At 72.2% G+C, this 14,463-nt stretch carries 12 protein-coding genes; 10 read left to right on the top strand and 2 right to left on the bottom strand.

Annotated features, from left to right (window positions below):
* Positions 1-4: 4 nt before the first annotated feature.
* Positions 5-553: a peptide deformylase gene (gene def, locus ACH4TL_RS18555; protein ID WP_398315307.1), complete on the bottom strand. Its 549-nt coding sequence runs from the start codon at positions 551-553 to the stop codon at positions 5-7.
* Between the two features lie 176 nt (positions 554-729).
* On the opposite strand from def, the gene ACH4TL_RS18550 reads away from it, so the two are divergent.
* The 4 genes from ACH4TL_RS18550 to ACH4TL_RS18535 all read left to right on the top strand — a co-directional run bounded on the left by ACH4TL_RS18550 (position 730) and on the right by ACH4TL_RS18535 (position 4,954).
* The gene (locus ACH4TL_RS18550) at positions 730-1,968 is read left to right on the top strand and encodes a MurT ligase domain-containing protein (protein ID WP_398315305.1); all 1,239 of its coding nucleotides are present in this window, start codon (positions 730-732) and stop codon (positions 1,966-1,968) included.
* Between the two features lie 24 nt (positions 1,969-1,992).
* Positions 1,993-2,733, top strand: coding sequence for a type 1 glutamine amidotransferase (locus ACH4TL_RS18545; protein ID WP_398315303.1), 741 nt, complete (start codon positions 1,993-1,995; stop codon positions 2,731-2,733).
* Positions 2,734-2,861: 128 nt separating this feature from the next.
* Positions 2,862-3,887 (top strand): 6-phosphofructokinase, encoded by a 1,026-nt coding sequence (locus ACH4TL_RS18540; protein ID WP_398315301.1) that lies wholly within the window; start codon positions 2,862-2,864, stop codon positions 3,885-3,887.
* A 116-nt stretch (positions 3,888-4,003) separates the two neighbouring features.
* A complete protein-coding gene (locus tag ACH4TL_RS18535; RefSeq protein WP_398315299.1) occupies positions 4,004-4,954 on the top strand; it encodes a cytochrome c oxidase assembly protein in 951 nt (316 codons plus the stop codon).
* Between the two features lie 59 nt (positions 4,955-5,013).
* Here ACH4TL_RS18535 and ACH4TL_RS18530 read toward each other — a convergent pair whose 3' ends face one another.
* The gene (locus ACH4TL_RS18530; RefSeq protein WP_398425278.1) at positions 5,014-6,984 is read right to left on the bottom strand and encodes an AfsR/SARP family transcriptional regulator; all 1,971 of its coding nucleotides are present in this window, start codon (positions 6,982-6,984) and stop codon (positions 5,014-5,016) included.
* Positions 6,985-7,335: 351 nt separating this feature from the next.
* On the opposite strand from ACH4TL_RS18530, the gene ACH4TL_RS18525 reads away from it, so the two are divergent.
* The 6 genes from ACH4TL_RS18525 to ACH4TL_RS18500 are packed head-to-tail and all read left to right on the top strand — an operon-like array spanning position 7,336 to position 14,462.
* Complete coding sequence (locus ACH4TL_RS18525; protein WP_398315295.1) at positions 7,336-8,451, top strand: phosphotransferase; 1,116 nt, start codon at positions 7,336-7,338, stop codon at positions 8,449-8,451.
* A 37-nt stretch (positions 8,452-8,488) separates the two neighbouring features.
* The gene (locus ACH4TL_RS18520; protein ID WP_398315293.1) at positions 8,489-9,808 is read left to right on the top strand and encodes an aspartate aminotransferase family protein; all 1,320 of its coding nucleotides are present in this window, start codon (positions 8,489-8,491) and stop codon (positions 9,806-9,808) included.
* Positions 9,805-11,619 carry a 1-deoxy-D-xylulose-5-phosphate synthase N-terminal domain-containing protein gene (locus ACH4TL_RS18515; protein ID WP_398315291.1) on the top strand — a complete coding sequence of 605 codons (1,815 nt, stop codon included), beginning with the start codon at positions 9,805-9,807 and terminating at the stop codon, positions 11,617-11,619. The genes ACH4TL_RS18520 and ACH4TL_RS18515 overlap by 4 nt, the downstream gene beginning before the upstream one ends.
* Entirely contained in the window at positions 11,600-12,979 is a 1,380-nt protein-coding gene (locus ACH4TL_RS18510) for a glycosyltransferase (RefSeq protein WP_398315289.1), read from the top strand. Before ACH4TL_RS18515 ends, ACH4TL_RS18510 begins: the two co-directional genes overlap by 20 nt.
* Positions 12,976-13,851 (top strand): SDR family oxidoreductase, encoded by an 876-nt coding sequence (locus ACH4TL_RS18505; protein WP_398315287.1) that lies wholly within the window; start codon positions 12,976-12,978, stop codon positions 13,849-13,851. The genes ACH4TL_RS18510 and ACH4TL_RS18505 overlap by 4 nt, the downstream gene beginning before the upstream one ends.
* Positions 13,848-14,462 carry a DUF1349 domain-containing protein gene (locus ACH4TL_RS18500; RefSeq protein WP_398315285.1) on the top strand — a complete coding sequence of 205 codons (615 nt, stop codon included), beginning with the start codon at positions 13,848-13,850 and terminating at the stop codon, positions 14,460-14,462. Before ACH4TL_RS18505 ends, ACH4TL_RS18500 begins: the two co-directional genes overlap by 4 nt.
* Position 14,463 lies beyond the last annotated feature (1 nt).

Below are 14,463 nucleotides of genomic sequence, written 5' to 3'. Positions count from 1 at the left end.
GGGCTCACGCCCGCCCGCGCGCCCAGGGGGCACGGCGGGCCGCCCGGAGCACCCGGCGCCGCCGCAGGCCCTCCAGCCGGTCCAGGAACAGCCCGCCGTCCAGGTGGTCGCCCTCGTGCTGGAGACAGCGGGCGAAGAAGCCGCTGCCCTCGACGCGCACCGGCTCCCCGGTCACCGTCACGCCCTCCACCACCGCGCGGTCGAAGCGCGGGGTGCCCGCCTCGATGCCCGGCAGCGACAGACAGCCCTCGGCGCCCCGTACGGTCGCCCCGTCGACCTCGACCGGCCGCGGGTTGACCACATGCCCCAGATGGCGCCGGTCCTCGTCGTCCGGGCAGTCGTACACGAAGACCCGCAGCCCCACCCCGATCTGGTTGGCGGCGAGGCCGACCCCGCTCGCCGCGTACATCGTGGCGAACAGGTCCTCGACCAGCCGGGCGAGCGCCCCGTCGAACGCGGTGACCTCCTCGCAGGGCGCGCGCAGCGCCTCATCGCCGAGCAGCCGCAGGGGCCGTACCGTCCCCCGGCTGCCCGGGATCGCGCCGTTTCGCATGGCAGCCAAGCCTACGGTCCCCCGGAAGGGCCGACGGAATTCGGGACACCGGCCGGATCTCGATAGGCTGATCCCCGACCGTGGCCTCCCGGCTGGCGACTCGGCGCGGAGGGGGCGTACCACCGGTGCCTCGGGGGGCAGGTGCGGCGCCGGTATGCGAGGAGGATCGAGAGACGATGGCAGGCAACTCAGAGCCGCTGTCGCCACGTGCCAAGCTGGCCGTGACGGCGGGCAGGGCCGCGGCGGCGGTGTCGAAGGCCGCGGGCCGCGGCAGCGGATCGGTGATCGGCGGCAAGGTGGCCCTGCGCCTCGACCCCGATCTGCTGACCAGGCTGGCGAACCACCTGGACGTGATCCTGGTGTCGGCGACCAACGGCAAGACCACGACGACCCGGCTGATCGCCGAGGCGCTGCGGGCCGCGGGCCCGGTGGTCTCCAACGCGCTCGGGGCCAACATGCCCGCGGGCATCACCTCGGCCCTGGCGGGCGGCTCCGACGCCCGCTACGGCGTGATCGAGGTCGACGAGAAGTACCTCGCCGGGGTCGCCCGCGACACCGAGCCCAAGGCCATCGCGCTGCTCAACCTCTCGCGCGACCAGCTGGACCGGGCCGCCGAGACCCGGATGCTCGCCGAGAAGTGGCGCGAGGGCCTGGCCGGTACGAAGGCCACGGTGATCGCGAACGCGGACGATCCGCTGATCGTCTGGGCCGCCTCCTCCAGCCCCAATGTGGTCTGGGTCGCGGCCGGCCAGGAGTGGAAGGACGACGCCTGGTCCTGCCCGTCGTGCGGCGGGGTGCTCCAGCGCCCCGGCGACGACTGGGTCTGCGGCGAGTGCGGCTTCCGCCGCCCGGTGCCCAGCTGGGCGCTGAACGGCGATTACGTGCTGGACCCGCACGGCGCCGCCTGGCCGATCCACCTCCAGCTGCCCGGCCGCGCGAACAAGGCGAACGCGGCCACCTCGGCGGCCGTCGCCGCGGCCTTCGGGGTGCCCCCGCAGGTCGCGCTGGAGCGGATGTACCAGGTGCAGGCGGTCGCCGGGCGCTATGACGTGGTCACCTTCCAGGAGCGCCAGCTGCGGCTGCTGCTGGCGAAGAACCCGGCCGGGTGGCTGGAGACGTTCTCGCTGATCGACCCGCCGCCCACCCCGGTGATCCTCTCGGTGAACGCGCGCGGCGCGGACGGCACGGACACCTCCTGGCTGTGGGACGTGGACTACACCCGGCTCGCCGGGCACCCGATCTGCGTGATCGGCGACCGCAAGCTGGACCTCGCGGTGCGCCTGGAGGTCGCCGGGCTCGACTTCCGGGTCTGCGCCGACGCGGACGAGGCGGTGCGGATCTCCCCGCCCGGCCGCATCGAGGTGATCGCCAACTACACCGCGTTCCAGGACCTGCGCCGCCGGGTCGGCAACTGACCCCCCGTACGAGGAGACACGACGATGCGTAGCACGAGCCAGAACGGCCTGCGTCTGGTCTGGGTCTACCCCGACCTGCTGAGCACGTACGGCGACCAGGGCAACGTCCTGGTGACGGAGCGCCGGGCGCGCCAGCGCGGGCTGGACGTCTCCCGGCTGGACGTCCGCTCCGACCAGCAGATCCCCACCTCCGGGGACATCTACCTGATCGGCGGCGGTGAGGACCGCCCGCAGCGGCTGGCCGCCGAGCGGCTGATGCGGGACGGCGGGCTGAACCGCGCGGTCGCCAACGGGGCGATCGTGTTCTCGGTGTGCGCCGGGTACCAGATCCTCGGCCACGAGTTCGTCAACGACCTCGGGCAGCGCCAGCAGGGCCTGGGCCTGCTGGACGTGATCAGCACCCGCGGCGAGGGCGACCGCTGCGTCGGGGACGTCCTGGCCGACATCGACGACCCGCTGGGGCTGCCGCCGCTGACCGGGTTCGAGAACCACCAGGGCGTCACCCACCTGGGTCCGACCGCGCGCCCCTTCGCGCGCGTCCGGTTCGGCAACGGCAACGGCACGGGCGACGGCTACGAGGGCGCGTACAAGGACACCGTCTTCGGCACGTACATGCACGGCCCGGTGATGGCCCGCAACCCGCACATCGCGGACCATCTGCTGAAGCTGGCGCTCGATGTGAACGGGCTGCCGCCGGTCGACGACCAGTGGTACGAGGCGCTGCGCAACGAGCGGATCGCGGCGGCCACCGCCCAGCCCGCCTGAGCCACCACGAAGCGGTTCCACCGGGCGGGTCCTCAGCGGACCCGCCCGGCCGCCGTTAAGGTGACTGTCGTCCCGCCGGACAGCGCGGTCCGGCCGTCGGCCCCTCGCAGACAGAGGAATCACGCGCCATGCGTATCGGTGTGCTCACATCCGGCGGCGACTGCCCCGGGCTGAACGCGGTCATCAGGTCCGTCGTCCACCGCGCCGTCGTCGACCACGGCGACGAGGTGATCGGCTTCCAGGACGGCTGGAAGGGCCTCCTGGAGTGCGACTACCGCAAGCTCGACCTGGACGCCGTGGGCGGCATCCTGGCCCTCGGCGGCACCATCCTCGGCTCGACCCGGGTACAGCCCGCGCATCTGCGCGACGGCGTGGAGCGGGCCAAGGGCCATGTCGAGGAGCTGGGCCTGGACGCGGTCATCCCGATCGGCGGCGAGGGCACCCTGAAGGCGGCCCGGCTGCTGTCGGACGCCGGGCTGCCGATCGTCGGGGTCCCGAAGACGATCGACAACGACATCGCCTCGACCGATGTGACCTTCGGTTTCGACACCGCGGTCGGGGTGGCGACCGAGGCCCTGGACCGGCTCAAGACCACCGCGGAGTCGCATCAGCGGGTGCTGATCGTCGAGGTCATGGGGCGCCACACCGGCTGGATCGCGCTGCACTCGGGCATGGCGGCGGGCGCCCACGCGATCGTCGTCCCCGAGCGCCCGTTCGACATCGAGGAGCTGGCCAGGACCGTCGGGGCCCGGTTCGAGGCGGGCAAGAAGTTCGCGATCGTGGTGGCCGCCGAGGGCGCCAAGCCGCGCGAGGGCACGATGGAGTACTCCGCCGGGGAACGGGACGTCTACGGCCACGAGCGGTTCGCCGGTATCGCCCGCCAGCTCTCCGTCGAGCTGGAGGGACGGCTGGGGAAGGAGGCCCGGCCGGTGATCCTGGGCCATGTGCAGCGCGGCGGCACGCCGACGGCGTACGACCGGGTGCTGGCCACCCGCTTCGGCTGGCACGCCGTCGAGGCGGCGCACCGCGGCGAGTTCGGCAAGATCACTGCGCTGCGCGGTACGGACATCGTGCTGGTACCGCTCGCGGAGGCCGTGGAGCACCTGAAGACGGTCCCCGCCGAGCGGTACACCGAGGCGGAGTGCGTACTGTAGGGACGACACAAACCGGGTACAGCCGAGTGCCGCGACCATTAATTGCGTAACCCTTACGGCGAGCAACCAGGTCCGCGAGAGCGGCGCCGGTTTAGGCGCAAGTAGGGGAGCACCGAATGGATCACGGCGGGCACGGCATGATGATGGATCTGCCGCCGTTCACGCTGTCGCGCGGACTGGAGTTCGGCGGTGATCCCTTCTTCCTCGTCGGCTGTGTGCTCGCGCTCGCGCTGTACGGCTGGGGCGCGACCCGGCTGTGGCGGCGCGGGGACAGCTGGCCGGTGGGGCGGCTGGTGGCGTTCACGGCGGGCGTGCTGACGATCGTGGTCGCGATGTGCACCGGGCTGAACGACTACGGCATGGTCATGTTCAGCGTGCACATGGTCCAGCACATGATCATCAGCATGGTCTCCCCCATCCTCCTGCTGCTGGGCGCGCCGGTGACGCTGGCGCTGCGCGCCCTTCCGGCCGCCGGGCGCGGCCGCAAGGGGCCGCGGGAGCTGCTGGTGGCACTGCTGCACAGCCGCTACATGCGGTTCATCACCCACCCGGTGTTCACGATCCCGCTGTTCATCGCGAGCCTGTACGGGCTGTACTTCACCCCGCTCTTCGACTTCCTGATGGGCTCCAAGGCCGGGCACATCGGGATGATGGTCCACTTCCTGGCGGTGGGCCTGGTCTTCTTCTGGCCGATCATGGGCGTGGACCCGGGCCCGCACCGGCCGGGTTATGTGATGCGGATGCTGGAGCTGTTCGCGGGGATGCCGTTCCACGCGTTCTTCGGGATCGCGCTGATGATGGCGAGCGCGCCCATGGTCGGCACGTTCGAGCATCCGCCCGGCTCGCTGGGGATCGACGCGCTGTCCGACCAGAACGCGGCGGGCGGGATCGCCTGGGCGTTCAGCGAGGTCCCGTCGGTGATCGTGCTGGTGGCGCTGGTGTACCAGTGGTACAAGTCCGACCAGCGCCAGGCGCGGCGTGACGACCGTACGGCGGACCGCGACGGCGATCAGGAACTCGCCGCGTACAACGCCTATCTGGCGTCGCTCCAGGCCCGGGGGCGCTAGGCGGCCACCGCCAGGCGCGGGTCGGGTCTTCCAGCGCCGCGCGGAGCCGCTGTGTGTGCTCAGCTCGTGAGGGAGCAGCTCCGGCACGTGCCATGGCTTCTCGCGATCCACATGGCATCGCGCCGGGCCGGCGCGGGCGGCCGGGCGAGGGGCCGGCCGCTGTGGGGCTCGGGGCCGCTCCGGGCGGCCGGCTCGGGTGGGGTTAAGGTCCAGGCCGCGTGACGGTCGCGGACCTCCTCCTCGCGGCCGGAGGCCGCGAGCTTCTGGCGCGCGTAGATGCGCACCGTCTCCAGCATCCGGAAGCGTGAGCTGCCCGCTCCCCGCAAGGGGGCCAGGAGCGACTTGCCGACCAGTCGGCCGACGGTGTCGACCACCTCCGCGCCGGACAGGGTCGCGTCCGCGCAGAAGTGTTCCGCGGCGTCGAGGTCCCAGGTGCCCACGAGCACGGACAAGTCGTGGAAGACCCGCTTCTCCTCGGCGTCGAGGAGTTCATGGCTCCAGTCCAGCGCCGCGTACAGGGTGCGATGCCGCTCGGGAGCGGGGACCGGGGTCTGAGCGAGGATGTGGAGGCCGTCGGCGAGCCGCGCCTCGATGTCCGGGACGGTGAGCATGCGGGTGCGGCCGACGGCCAGTTCGACGGCCAGCGGCAGGCAGTCCAGCCGACGGCACACCGCCGCCGCGCTCGCCCGTGTGGCGTCGTCCCACCCCAGGTCCGGCGTGGCCGAGGTCATCCGGACCCGGAACAGCTCGACCGCCTCGCCGAGCGCCAACGGGCGCAGCGGGAAGACCGTTTCGCCGGGCACGGCCAGCGCTTCCCTGCTCGTGGCCAGCACGGTCAGGGCGGAGCAGCCGCGCATCAGGGTGTCGACGGTGTGGGCCGCGCCCTCGCGTACGTGTTCGCACGTGTCGACCACAAGGAGCATCCGTTTTTCGGCCAGGGCGGCCTGCAGTCGCGCGAGTCGAGGGATCCGGTCGGGCGAATCCGGGATGCCGAGCGCCTCGGCGAACGCGGCGATCAGCTGGTCGGGGCCGGCACCGGCGGGAAGTGAGGCGAGTTCCACCAGGCAGATGCCGTCCGGGAATTCCTCGCGCAGACCGTCCGCCGTCTGGAGGGCGATCCGGGTCTTGCCCACGCCGCCCGGACCGACCACGGTCACCAGGCGATTCTGCCGCACCGCTGCCGTGATGGTCCCGAGGTCCGCGCGCCGTCCGACGAACGCGTCGAGCGGCGGGACGAGTCCGCCCGTCCCGACCGCCTCACCGGTGCTCCGGGGCCCTGACCCGGGACCCACCGGGCTCGGGGCGTTCCGGGGCTCCGGCGGCGGCGTGGCGGCGAGCCCCCTTCGCGGGGCGTTCAGCACGAGCGTGTCCTGGGCCAGCAGAGCGGCGTGCAGTGCGCGCAAGGGAGGGGAAGGACTCACCCCCAGTGCGTCGCGGAGCACTCCCCGCGTGGCGTTGAAAACCTCGAGCGCCTCGGCCTGTTGGCCCGCTCCGTAGAGGGCCCGCATCAGCAGTCCGCGCAGACTCTCGCGCAGCGGGTGCTCGGCGACCAGGGCCTTCAGCTCGGGCACCAGGGCGACGTGCTGCCCCTGGGCCAGCCGCGCCTCCGCGAGATGCTCGGATGCCACGAGGCGCAGTTCTTGTAATCGCGCCCGCTCACCGGCGATGGCCACGGAGTCGCCCGCGCCCTCCAGCGCCGGGCCCCGCCACAGCCGAAGTGCCTCCTGAAGCACCACCGCCGCGTCGCCCGGGCGCCCTTGGTCGAGGTGGTCGTTGCCCTCGGCGGCGAGCCGTGCGAAGCGGGTCGCGTCGAGCATGTCCGCCGAGAGCCCCATCCGGTATCCGAGGCCCTTCCGCGTCTGCAGCAGGCCGCTGTCCCGGCCCAGCAGACCACGCAGCTTGGCTATATGCAGGTGCAAAGCGTTGACCGGATCCTTGACGGGCCGGCCGGCCCATAACTCCTCGATCAGAAAATCCCGTTTCACCACCGTGGGCGCGTGGACGAGCAGCAGTGCCAGCAGAGTCGACAACCGGGCACCCCGAAGGGGGAGGGAGGCACCGTGCTGCATCAGCATCTGTACCGGTCCCAGGACCTGGAAGAACATACGAACAGTATCCAGAGCGTTACTCTTCAGAGCGATCGGCTCTCGTCAGCGATGCCGTAGTTGCGTCCCATACGTCCCCAAAATACTAGTCAACTTTTTAGGACGACAGAGCGGGCACAGACCGCGGCGGCGGCGGGACAGGTGCACCACAGGGCCACGACAGAACCGTTTGCTGGAATCGCTGCACAGTCCAGCCAACCGCCAGATTCAGGCAGGGGAGGGTCCCATGGACACGTCGTGGAGCTCCGGTCGGCCACCGCGCCCGCAGGACCGCCGATGACCGCTGCGGTGCCGCCCCGCGTGGAGGCGGCCGGGAGCGCGGGATGGGTACGCCAGGTGCTCGCCACCCGCTGGGGACCGCGGTGGTCCGGTGTCCCGGTGCGGCCGCTCTCGGCCGGTGACACCGCGCCGCTCAGTCACACCGCTGGCCTGTGGTACGTGGAGCGCCCCGAGGCAGGCTACGTACTGAAGGTGCAGCTGAATCCCGACGCCGCACGGGAGCCGCGGTTCTATCCGCTCAAGGAAGAGGTCCTCACGCACTGCCGCAGCCACGGGGTGCCCGCCCCGGTGGCCGTGGCGGCCTCGGACGGCGCCACCAGCGTCTGGCACGACGGGCTGGTGTGCGAACTCGCTCCGCTTGCGCCGGGCGCCGCGTCCGGCGAGCTCACGCTCGCCCGGGCCGCCGCCGTCGTACGCACCGGGCTCGGGCTGCGCCGCGCCCTGGACCGGCCGCCGGCCGGGGTGGCGGACGCGCTCGCCCCGATCCGGCTGCCCCGGCTGGTCGACGAGGAACACTGGCCGTCCGCCCTGCGGGACGCCGAGGAGCGGCTGCTGCCCCTCGCGGAGCGGCGCGGCGACAGCTGGGGCCGGGCCGCCGCCTCGGCGCTGCGCGGTGTCGTCGCGTCGGGTCGGCTGCTGCGAGAGGCCGGACCGGCCGCGGCGGGCGAACAGCCCGTCAGGCCCGCGGTGGTGCACGGCGATCTGCATTACCACCACTTCCTGTTCTCCCCCACGGGCGACGGTGCGGGCGAAGGCGGTGGCCCTGACGTCGTAGCCGTGCTGGACTTCGACAATCTGCACGTCGGCGACCGGTTGCTGGACCTCGCCTGGCTGGCCGAGATGGCGGGGCGGGTGGCCGGCGAGACCGACCGCCGCCGCTCCCTCGCCGCGTTCCGGGAGGCGGCGACGGCCCCCGGCCTGCTCGCGCCGGGCGAGGAGCGGCTGTTGATGCCGCTCCTGATGGCCCACTCGCTGCCGGTGATCGTCGACATCGCCAAGGACATCCTGCTCAGGGACATCCTCAGCCCGGTGTGGACCGAGTACTTCGACCTGCTCGCACCGTCGCGCAGGCTGCGGATCCACCAGTCCCTCGTCTCTCCCCTCCCGCGCTGAGCGCGTCGGCGCACCCCCTCACAGAGAGAGATCCCTCATGTCTGTCCAAGAGTCCACGCTGTCGTCGTGGCCGACCGACCTGTCCGCCTACTGCTTCGAGGTCCCGCACTCCGAGGACGCGGTGCTCTTCACCTCCGGCAAGGGAATCCGGCTGCAGGACGCCGGTGGCCGCAGCTATCTGGACGGCCTGTCGGGCGTGTTCGTCACCTGCTTCGGCTACGACTGCGAGCCCATCACGCGGGCGGTGGAGGACCAGCTGCGGACGCTCCCCTTCAATCCGCCCCTGCACGGCACGAATCACGCCGCGCTGGAGCTGGCCCGGGGCCTGGTCGACCTGGCGCCGCCCGGCATCACGGCGGCCAAGCTGGTCAACGGCGGTTCGGAGAGCGTCGAGGCGGCGGTCCGGCTGGCCCGGCTCTACCACCGTACGCACGGCAATCCCGACAAGATCAAGGTGCTCAGCCACTACCACGGGTACCACGGCGCCACCTTCGGCTCGCTGTCGCTGACCGGGCGCCCCGATGTCGGGCGCTTCGGCCCGGGCCTGGGCGGCTTCCTCCACGTCTGGCCGCCGGACTGCCTGGAGTCCTTCTGGGGCGTGCCGCCCGAGGAGTCGGGAGCGCTGGCCGCGTCGATCATCGAGCGGACGATCGAGGCCGAGGGCCCGGATTCGGTGGCCGCCCTGGTCATCGAGCCGGTCATCCATCTGCGCGGCATGGCCATCCCGTCGGCCGACTACCTCACGCGGCTCCGGGAGATCTGTGACCGGCACAACGTGCTGCTCGTCTTCGACGAGATCGTGACCGGATTCGGCCGCACCGGCAGGCCGTTCGCCGCCCAGACCTTCGGCGTCACCCCTGACATCATGTGCGTCGGCAAGGGCATATCCGGCGGTTACGCCCCGCTGGCCGCGGTGCTGATGGCCGAGCGGGTCGCCGCGGTCCTCGGCGACTCCGGCGGTCCGCTGGCGTTCGCCCCCTCGCACACGTACGCGGCCAACCCCATGGCCTCGGCCGCGGGCCTGGCCGCGGTGAACCTCTTCCGGGACGGCGACTTCCCGGTGCGGATCGGCAAACTGGCGGAGTACATCGAACCGCGGCTGCGGGAGCTGATCGGCGGGCGCGGCACCGTGCGGTCGATCGGACTGCTGTACGGGGTCAAACTGCTGGAGGACGGCGGCGAACGGCCGATCGGCGAACGGTTCGCCCGGGCGTGCCTGCGGCGCGGCCTGATCATCCGCGGCCAGGACGACTGGTTCGTCATGGCTCCCGCCTTCGTGACGACCGAGACCGAGGCGGACGAGATGCTGCACGTCCTCGCCGCCGCCCTCGACGAGGTGTGCGGGAGCGGTCGATGACCGGGCTGAGCGGTCTCTTCGCCGAGCCGGGTCGGGCCGCGCTGCCCCGGCTGACCCCCGAGGAGAACGAGGTGGTGCGGCGCGAGCTGGCCGAGCTGGAAGCGGGCGATTACAGTGGCCCGCTACTCGACTCGCTGCGCAAGCTCGCGGCCGCCGTTCCCGAGCGGGTCCATGACGACAGCGCCCGGGTACTGCTGCGGATGCACGAGATCGCGGGCTCGGGGAACTACCAGAGCTGCCTGTCGTCCCTGCCTCTCGTACGCGCCTGCTTCGAGCTCGGACTCGTCTCCGCGGACTCCGACGAGGGCCAGGGCCCGGCCGAGCTGATCGTCGGCCGGGGACACATCGCGCCGAGCTTCTACGCCGAGCACTACGTCCGCGGCACCTTCCCGTTCACCCCGCTGGCCACCCTGCACCAGGGCGGACTGACCGGGGTGGTCCACCGGGACCTGGGCTTCCGCAACACCATGCGGTACAGCCTCGGCGTGGGCGTCGCGCAGGCGGTGAGTCTCGCCAGCGCGATGGCCGAGCGGGGCGACGACCGCAAGGTGGTCTGCCTGGCCGGCGACGGCGAGTTGCAGGAGGGCGTGGTCTTCGAATGCCTGCGCTTCGCCCACGACGCGGGTCTGACCAATCTGATCCTGGTCGTGGACGCCAACGACAAGGGCATCGAGCCGCTCCCGAGGCCGCTCAGCCGCGACTACCTGGGCGGCTATCTGCACCGCGTCGAGGAGGCCGACGGCCTGGACGCGAAGGCCGTCGCGGACTCGCTCGGCGAACTGCTGGCCGCGCCGGGGTCGGCGGCGCTGGTGTGCCGGACCCGCAAGGGCGACCACAGTTTCAAGCCGAAGCCGGCCGAGGGCCCGGCCGCACCGGCGAAGCCCGCCAAGGTGTCCTTCGCCGCGACCACCGGACGGATGCTGGCCGACCGCCAGGAGCGCACCGGCCGGGAACTCGCGGTGTTCACCGCCGACATGGCGAACCGCTTCGGGCTGCGCGGCAAGGTGCCGTACACCAACACCGGGCTCGCGGAGACACTCAGCCTCGGCCTGACCCTCGCGCTGCCCGAGCGGACGCTGAAGGTGGTCGCCACCGACGCGATGTACTACATGGACTCGCTCAGCATGCTCACCGAGGCGACCACCAGCGTGCGCAATCTGCTGGTGCTGGCCGGGCGCAGCTGGGGGGCCTGGGGCGGCGCGCACAACGCCGCGAACCTGCTCGGCCTGGTGATGAACACCCGCGTCTACGAGCCGGTGACCGAGGCGGAGTTCGACGCCTGCCTGGACCGGCTGGACCACAACCCGGACATCACGCACGTGCTCAGCACGGTCGACGCGAAGTTCGACCCGCCCGGGGCGGACTGCTCCGCCGACGTGGACGGCGGAGTGTGGATCACCCCGCCCGCCGCCGGTGACCTGGGGACCGCCCTGGTCACCTTCGGCTACGCGACCGTACTCGTCGCGGAGGCCAACCGGGACCTCGGCCTGCCGCATCTGCACTGCGCGGCGCTCGACCCCGAGCTCGACGCGGAGACCGTCGCGCGCTTGCGCGGCAGCGAACGGCTGCTGGCCATCGAGTACAACGGGGCGCACGGCGGCTTCGGCGAGCGGCTGCGCACGAAGTACCTGCTCCCGGCCGAGGTGCACGGCGTACGGCGGGACATCGCCAACCGCGTGCACGACAAGCAGCTCCGGCTGCACCGGATGAGCCCGGCGCAGCTGCGCGAACTGATCGGCGGAGGGCCGTCGGACGCGGACGGCGAGGACCGTCCCGGGGAGGAGGCCCGCCGTGCGGCTGCACGCGCATGACTACCGGGCGCCGGACACCTCGGGCATCGTCGACGGCGCAATCCTCATGCATCGTGAGGTGGCTGAACTGCTGGACGGCCACAGGAGCGTGGCCTGGCACGATCTGACCCGCGGCGCCGAGAGTGTCGCCTCGGCCTCGCCGGGCGAGGTGGTGTACGCCGGGGCAGGCCCGTACGCCTTCCTGTACCACCTGTGGCGGGAGCGTACGAAGGGCCGCTTCCGGATCGTCCGCGAGGTGCACACGGCGCTGTGGTCCGGCTACTGGGCGCAGGAGGAGCTGTGCGCGCCGCTGCTGCGCCCCGGTGACCTGGTGCTGTTCCCGACCGAGTACACGCGCCGGCTGTTCATCCGGCATCTGGCGTCGGTCACCGAGGACAACTCGGCGGTCGCCTACCCCATGCTCGACCGGCTCCCCCGGCTTCCCCGGGCCCGCATACCGGCGCCCGACGAGCCGCTGCGCATCGGCTATCTCGGCGCTCTGTCACTGGCGAAGAACTTCGACCAGGTGCTGTCGGTCTTCGCCCGCTGCCACCGGGCGAGCGGGGGGCGCGTCAGTCTGCTGTGCGCGGGCAAGCCGAACCATCCCCGCTGGGAGACCGGTTCGGTGCTGGCGGAGCTGGGTCGGCAGGGGGTCGAGCCGGATGCCGTCCGGGTGCTCGGCGTCCTGGGGCAGAACGAACTCGCCGGGTTCTTCTCGGAGATAGACGTGCTGCTGTTCCCGAGCACGGCGTCGCGGGAGACGCTCGGCCGGGTGGTGCTGGAGGCGCTCGCCCACGGGATTCCGGTACTGGGCGCCGATATCGGCCCGGCCGTCGAACTGCTGCCCGCGCGCAATCTGGTGCCGACGGTGCTCGACACCACGACCGCGTTCTCCATGGGCAGGGTCGAGGCGCTCGGCTGGGTCGACGAGGACGCGCTCGTGGACAAGCTGTGCGGCCGCGACTTCGAACCCGCGGACGTGACTGCCGAGTCGCCGTACCAGGACCGGACGTTCCTGCGGGCGCTGTCCGGCGACGCGGTGCGACAGGAGATCCCCCACGACGCCCGGCTGACCGGTCGGCTGACGGTGGAGCGGCGGACGGGCGTCGACCTGGACCGGGCGCTCGCACGGTCCGAGCAGATCTTCACCGACTTCTTCCGGCACCGGGACGACGGCCTGCTGTCCGCGGTGGACGCCCTGCCGGCGGAGTCGGCCCAGGACCGGCGGCAGCTGCGGCGGCTGGTCACCGAAGGAAGCCGCAATCTCGCGGACTACCGGGCTTTCCCCCGGCTCCTGGACGCCCTGGTGCTGCCCCCGCTCGGCTACGGCCTGACGCCGGAGCCCGTAAGCGCAACGCATGGGAAGGACATGACGGCATGACGACGACGGAATCCGGGACCGGGACCGCTACGGGGACGGGGACGGGGACGGGGACGGGGACGGGGCTCGCCGGGAAGGTGGCGCTGGTCATCGGCGGTGGCCGGGGCATCGGCGCCGCCGCGGTGGAGGCGCTGGCCCGGCAGGACGCGACCGTGGTGGTGGCCGACACCGACCGGCTGCCCTCGGCGTTCAACCACTACCGGTCCACCCGGGTGAGCGGCTTCGCCGACGCCCAGAAGCTGGCGGCCCGGCTGAGCGAGGCGGGGCTGCGGGTGACCGCGGCGGAGGTCGATGCCACCGACGAGGCCGCGGTGCGCGAGCTGTACGGGTCGCTGGCAGCCGGGCCGGGACGGCTCGACGTGGTCGTCAACGCCTTCGGGGTGACCCATGTCAGCCCGGTGGAGCAGATGGAGCTCACGGAGTTCCAGCAGGTGGTGTCCGGGAATCTGGACGGCGTCTTCCTGTCCTCCAAGCACGCCGTGCCGCTGCTGCGCGACTCCGGCGGCGGGGCGATCATCAACTTCTCCTCGGTGTCGGGGCGCAGCGGCTTCGCCAAGGTGGCGCACTACTGCGCCGCGAAGTTCGGGGTGATCGGCTTCTCCTCCTCGCTCGCCCTGGAGGTGGCCCGCGACGGCATCCGGGTCAACGCGATCTGCCCCGGGATGATCCGGACCAATATGTGGAGCTATCTGCTGTCGGCGTTCGTCCGGCCCGGCGAGACCGAGGACGAGTGCTGGGAGCGGATGCGCACCATGATTCCCCAGCGGGAGTTCCAGACGCCCGAGGACATCGCGGAGCTGGTGGTCTTCCTGGCCACGGCGAAGAAGGTCACCGGCCAGGCGATCAGCGTCGACGGCGGGATGACGGCATGACGGCGACGCAGCCCACGGGCGCCGCGCCGCCGGAGGTCCTGTTCGGCTTCGACGAGGGCTGGAGCTGGTCGGCCGAGCCGCTCTCCTGCTCGCGTACCGGCGGATCGCTGGAGATCACCGCGCCGGGAGGGGCCGATCTGTTCGCCATGCCCGGCGCCCACGAGGCGAGCGGACTGCCGCTGCTCCAGCGCACGGTCCGGGGAGACTTCACCGCCTGGACCCGGATCTCGGTCGACGGCGCCAGGTTCGGCGACGCGGGCGGGATCGCCCTGCACGGCCCCGAGGGCTGGCTCAAGGTCTGCGTGGAGCGGGTCAAGGCGGGTGGCTGGGCGGTGGTCACCGTGCTGTCCCGGCCGGTGTCCGACGAGGCGCTGGGGCCGGCGCTGGCCGGTCCCGAGGCGGAGCTGCTGGTGACCCGCGAGGGGCCCCGGCAGGCGGTGTTCTTCCGTGAGGCGCCCGAGGACGACTGGCGTTTCGTACGGACGTTCTTCGGCTTCTCGGAGCCGGAGCTGCGGCTGGGGCTCTTCGCCCAGGCTCCGTTCACCCCGTCCGCCTCGGCCGTCTTCGCCCCGGTCGGGTTCCGCGCCACAGCCCTGCCCGACCGGAGGTGAC

The sequence above is a fragment of the Streptomyces sp. NPDC021115 genome (assembly GCF_044333065.1).
In the GTDB taxonomy this organism is placed as follows: Bacteria; Actinomycetota; Actinomycetes; order Streptomycetales; family Streptomycetaceae; genus Streptomyces.
This window is presented reverse-complemented; position numbering and strand designations above follow the sequence as displayed.

Excerpts from the sequence above, each read along its gene's own strand:
- ACH4TL_RS18525 (WP_398315295.1), top strand. The coding sequence starts at position 7,336 with ATGACCGCTGCGGTGCCGCCCCGCGTGGAGGCGGCCGGGAGCGCGGGA.
- ACH4TL_RS18500 (WP_398315285.1), top strand. The coding sequence starts at position 13,848 with ATGACGGCGACGCAGCCCACGGGCGCCGCGCCGCCGGAGGTCCTGTTC.
- def (WP_398315307.1), bottom strand. The coding sequence starts at position 553 with ATGCGAAACGGCGCGATCCCGGGCAGCCGGGGGACGGTACGGCCCCTG.
- ACH4TL_RS18515 (WP_398315291.1), top strand. The coding sequence starts at position 9,805 with ATGACCGGGCTGAGCGGTCTCTTCGCCGAGCCGGGTCGGGCCGCGCTG.
- ACH4TL_RS18540 (WP_398315301.1), top strand. The coding sequence starts at position 2,862 with ATGCGTATCGGTGTGCTCACATCCGGCGGCGACTGCCCCGGGCTGAAC.
- ACH4TL_RS18550 (WP_398315305.1), top strand. The coding sequence starts at position 730 with ATGGCAGGCAACTCAGAGCCGCTGTCGCCACGTGCCAAGCTGGCCGTG.
- ACH4TL_RS18520 (WP_398315293.1), top strand. The coding sequence starts at position 8,489 with ATGTCTGTCCAAGAGTCCACGCTGTCGTCGTGGCCGACCGACCTGTCC.
- ACH4TL_RS18505 (WP_398315287.1), top strand. The coding sequence starts at position 12,976 with ATGACGACGACGGAATCCGGGACCGGGACCGCTACGGGGACGGGGACG.
- ACH4TL_RS18535 (WP_398315299.1), top strand. The coding sequence starts at position 4,004 with ATGGATCACGGCGGGCACGGCATGATGATGGATCTGCCGCCGTTCACG.
- ACH4TL_RS18545 (WP_398315303.1), top strand. The coding sequence starts at position 1,993 with ATGCGTAGCACGAGCCAGAACGGCCTGCGTCTGGTCTGGGTCTACCCC.